1 protein-coding gene is annotated in these 5,243 nt (G+C 71.8%); it reads right to left on the reverse strand.

Annotated features, from left to right (window positions below; all coding sequences use genetic code 11):
* Window positions 1-5,243 (reverse strand): non-ribosomal peptide synthetase (locus tag JGS39_RS37835; RefSeq protein ID WP_219574306.1); only part of this gene is annotated, 5,243 nt, incomplete at both ends.

The following is a 5,243-nucleotide window of genomic DNA, read 5'->3' on the forward strand; positions in this document are numbered from 1 at the left end:
CCGGTCAGGCGCAGGGCGACGGGGATGTTGTAGAGGGAGCTGCCGGGCTCGTATTGCTGGAGGAACCACAGGCGCCGCTGGGCGAACGACAACGGCACCCGCTCAGGACGCGGACCCGCCACCAGACCCTGGCCCGAGCGGCCCGCCACCGTCATCAGCTTGGCGAGCCCGGAGACCGTCGGGTGGTCGAACATGTCGCGGACCGACAGCTCCATGCCCAGCACCGAACGTGCCCGCGCGAGCAGTCGGATGGCAAGCAGTGAATGCCCGCCGAGGTCGAAGAAGCTGTCGTCGACGCCGACCCGCTCCAGGCCGAGAACATCGGCGAACAGCCCGCCGATGGCCTCCTCCCACGGGTTGTGCGAGCCGTGGGAGGCCAGCAGGTCGGGTGCCTCGGCTTCGGGACCGTGCACCGGCTCCGGAAGTGCGCGCCGGTCCAGCTTGCCGTTGGGCGTGAGGGGCAGCGCGTCCAGCAGCATGAACGCCGACGGCACCATGTAGTCCGGGAGCTGCTGCTCGGCGTGCGCACGCAGCAGCCCGGGCGCCACGTCGGCACCGGCCGCAGCGACCACGTACGCGACGAGGCTCTGGTCCCCCGCGCCGTCCTCGTGGACCAGCACGACGGCCTCCCGGAGACGATCGATGGCCAGCAACACGGCCTCGATCTCGCCGAGTTCGAGCCGGAACCCGCGCAGCTTCACCTGCTGGTCGGCGCGGCCCGCGTACTGCAGCTGTCCTTCGACGGTCCACAGGGCGAGGTCACCGGTGCGGTACATCCGGGAACCGGCCGGTCCGTACGGGTTGGCCACGAAGCGCTCGCCGGTCAGGTCCGGGCGTCCCAGGTAGCCCCGGGCGAGGCCGGTGCCGGCGATGTAGAGCTCGCCCGCCACTCCGGGGGCCACGGGCTGCAGGGCCGCGTCGAGGACGTATGCCTGGGTGTTCCAGAACGGGCGGCCGATGGGTACGGCACCGGACGGGGTCGGCGCGCCCGGGGCGAGCGTGAAGTCCGTGCAGTTGACGGTGGCTTCCGTCGGGCCGTACGCGTTGACGACCGTCGCGCCGGGGTGTCGCTCCCGCCACTCGGCGAGCTTCTCGCCGAGGAGCTGCTCGCCACCGAGGACCAGCGTGCCGGACGGTGATGCGGTGTCGGGGAGCGTGTCGAGCAGAGGCAGGTGGCTCGGGGTCGCCTTCATGAAGGCCGGGCGGGACGCGACTCCGGCCGGCTCCTCGCTGAGCTCGGCGAGTCGCACGCAGCCGCCCGAGACCAGTGGCGTGTACAGGGCGGTGACGGTCAGGTCGAAGGCGATCCGTGAGTGCAGCAGCGAGCCGCCCGCAGCGTCCGGGTAGGCGTGCCGGGCCCGCTGGAGGTAGGCGCCCACCGAGCGGTGCTCGACGACCACGCCCTTGGGCCGGCCCGTCGAGCCCGACGTGTAGATCACGTAGGCGGGATTCATCGGGGACACCGGACCGGTCGGCGCTGCCCCGCCCACCGGAGGCGCGGCCGACGGTGCCAGGGCGGCCTGTGTCTCGGCCGCGTCGAGGAGCAGCGCCTCGACACCCGGCACCAGGCCGGACCACTCGTCGTTGGTCAGGGCGAGGACGGGCGCGGTGTCCGCCAGCATGTAGCGCAGCCGCTCCGCCGGATACTCCAGGTCGAGCGGCAGATAGGCGCCGCCCGCCTTCAGGACCGCGAGCAGGCTCACGATCAGTTCGGTGGACCGCGGGAGCGCCACCGCCACGAACCGCTCGGGGCCGACACCGCGCTCGGTGAGGAGCCGGGCGAGACGGCCGCTGCGGGCGTCGAGTTCCGCGTACGTGAGGGACGTGCCGGCGTGGACGACCGCGGGGGCGTCCGGAGTACGGGCCGCCTGGGCCGCGAAGAGGGAGACCACGCTCGCGGGCGCCACGTCGCGTGCCGTGTCGTTCCACTCGTGCAGGACCTGGTGCCGCTCGGCCGGGGTCAGCACGTCCATCCGGCCGATGGGCCGGTCCTGATCGGTCAGTGCCGCGTCGAGCACCAGCAGGAGGCGCTCGCCGAGCGTCCGGGCCGTGGTGGCGTCGAACAGGTCGGCGCTGTATTCGAGTACGCCGCCCATGCCGCCCGTGGGCTTGTCGTAGAGCCGGAACAGCAGGTCGAACTTGGCCCCCGCGTCCTCGGTCGGCACCGCGGACGCGGTGAGCCCGGGCAGGGCCAGCGCGCCGCCGGCGGAACCGAGCGGGTCCGCGTTCTGCACCACCAGCCGCACCTGGAACAGCGGATGCCGGGCGGCGGAACGCTCCGGGTTCAGCAGCTCGACGAGTCGTTCGAAGGGGACGTCCTGGTTGCTGTAGGCGGCGAGGTCGGTCTGCCGGACCCGCTCCAGCAACTCCGCGAACGTCGGGTCGCCGGACAGGTCGGTACGCAGGACGAGGGTGTTGACGAAGAAGCCGACGAGGTCTTCGACGGCATCGTCGGTCCGTCCCGCGATGGGTGACCCGATGGGAATGTCGGTGCCTGCGCCGAGGCGGGACAGGAGCACGGCGAGGGCGGCCTGCACGACCATGAAGGTGCTCGCCCGGTGCTCACGGGCCGCCGCCTCGATGCGTGCGCGCAGCGCCTGCGACACCTCGAAGTCGACGGACCCGCCCCGATGGGACGGCGTGATGGGCCTCGCCCGGTCGGCCGGCAGCTCCAGCTCGGCCGGGAGGTCGGCCAATGCCTCTTCCCAGTAGCCCAGTTGGCGACGGATGAGGCTTTCGGCGTCATCCTCGGAGCCGAGCGCTTCGCTCTGCCAGAGGGTGAAGTCCGCGTACTGCACGGGCAGCGGCGGCAAGACCGGTGCGTTCCCCGCCGCGCGGGCCGCGTAGGCGGCGGTCAGATCCCGGGCCAGCGGGCCGAACGACCCCTCGTCGGCGGCGATGTGATGGATCAGGAGCAGAAGTACGTGATCGTCCTGCCTGGTCTCGAACAGCGTCACCCGGATCGGGAACTCCGCCGCGAGGTCGAACGTGTGGCCCGCGGCGGTGCGCAGGGCGTCCCGCAGCGCGTCGGGGGCGACCTGCTCGATCACCAGCGGCGGCTCGGCGGCGGCCAGAACCACCTGATGGGCGCCCTCGCCGTCCTCGGCGATGACGGTACGCAGCACCTCGTGCCGGTCCACGACATCGGCGAGCGCGTCACGCAGCGCCGCGTGGTCGAGAGGGCCCGTGAGACGCAGGGCGACCGGAAGGTTGTACGTGGCGTTGGGGCCTTCGAGTCGGTGCAGGAACCACTGCCCCCGCTGGGCGAAGGAGAGCGGGACACGCTCCGGGCGCGGCCCGGCGGTCATGGCGTCGCGGGCCGCGTCGGCACCGCGCAGTGCCGTGGCGATCCCGGCGACCGTGGGAGCCTCGAAGAGCCGGCGCACGGGCAGCTCGACACCGAGTGCGGTGCGGATGCGCGAGGCGAGGCGAGTGGCAAGCAGCGAGTGCCCGCCCAGGGTGAAGAAGCTGTCGTCGATCCCGATGCCGGAGACACCGAGGATGTCGGTGAACAGTCCGCAGAGGATCTCTTCCTGCGGGGTGCGCGGGGCGCGGCTCTGCGCGGCACCGGTGAACTCGGGTTCCGGCAGGGCCTTGCGGTCGAGTTTGCCGTTGGCGGTCAGGGGCAGCGCGTCGAGGGTGACGAAGGCGGCCGGGACCATGTAGTCGGGCAGGACCTGCACCAGTTGGGCACGGATCGCAGCTGCATCCGGGGTGCCGATGACGTAGGCGATGAGGCGGTCGTCGCGGACGATGACGGCGGCCTGGGCGATGGTGTCGAGTCCGGTGAGGACGGTTTCGATCTCGCCGAGTTCGATGCGGTGTCCGCGGATCTTGACTTGGTCGTCGGCGCGGCGGAGGTATTGGAGGTCGCCGTTCTCGGTCCAGCGGACGATGTCGCCGGTGCGGTACATCCGTGTCCCGGCGGGGCCGTAGGGGTCGGCGACGAAGCGCTCGGCGGTGAGGCCGGCGCGCTTGAGGTAGCCGCGGGCGATTCCGGTGCCGGCGATGTAGAGGTCGGGGGTGACGGGGGCGGTGGTGGACCAGATGGTGGTTTCGGTGGGTCCGTAGACGTTGAGGACCGATGAGGCTGCGGAGGTGAGCTGTGCGGCGAGGTCGGTGGGCAGGGCTTCGCCGCCGACCAGTACTCGTACTGCGCGCAGCGACTCGCCCGCGTCGGACACGACGGCACGCCAGAGGCTGGGAGTCGCCTGCATCACGGAAATGCCCTGCCCGGCGACCGAGGCACGCAGCCCGGCCGGGTCGAGGACGAGGTCACGACTCGCGAGGACCACGGCGGAGCCGGACACCAGGGGGGTGAAGAGCTCAAGTCCGGCGATGTCGAAGCCCACCGTGGTGACCGCCAGCAGCCGGTCGTCCGGGGTGAATCCGACGCGCTCCGCCATATCGAGCAGCAGGTTGGCCAGGTTGGCGCGGGAGACGACGACACCCTTGGGGCGGCCGGTGGATCCGGAGGTGTAGATGACGTACGCGGCCGCGCGGGGATCCACCGGGACGCTCCGGACGCGCTCACCGTCGAGCAGTGCCGGCAGAGTCTGAGCGTCCAGGGTGAGGACGGGACGGGTCGTGCTCAGCATGTGGGCGACCCGGTCGGCCGGGTACTCCAGGTCGAGCGGCAGGTAGGCGCCACCGGTCTTGAGTACGGCGAGCAGCGCGACGACGAGGTCCACGGAGCGGGGCAGGGCGACCGCCACGTACTGCTCGGGGCCGACCCCCCGCTCGATCAGCGAACCGGCGAGCCGGGCGGCCCGCTCGTCCAGCTCCGCGTAGGTGACGGCGGTGTCTTCGAAGACGACGGCCACCGCGTCCGGGGCCGCTTGCGCCCTCGCCTCGAAGAGGGCGACCACGTCAGCTTCACCCGCGAAGGACCGGGCGGTGGCGTTCCGTTCCTCCAGCAGCAGTCGGCGTGCGTCGGGGGCCAGGAGAGACACCTGGCCGACGCGCGTACCGGGTTCGGCGATCACCGTGCTCAGCACGCGTACGAACCGCTCGCACAGCACCTCGGCCGTTCGCGCGTCGAAGAGATCCGCGCTGAACTCCAGGACTGCCCCGATACCTCCCTCGGCGCCGTCCGGTCCGTGCTGTTCACCCAGGTTGAAGGCGAGGTCGAAGCGGGCCGCGTCGGAAGCCATGGTCTGGTCCGAGACGCTGAGCCCCGGCCACTCGCCCAGGGACCTGGCCGCATCGCCCTGATCCAGGTTGTGCAGGGAGAGCATGGTCTG

Origin of the sequence: Streptomyces poriferorum (assembly GCF_019399235.1) — a bacterium.
GTDB classification, from domain to species: Bacteria; Actinomycetota; Actinomycetes; order Streptomycetales; family Streptomycetaceae; genus Streptomyces; species Streptomyces poriferorum.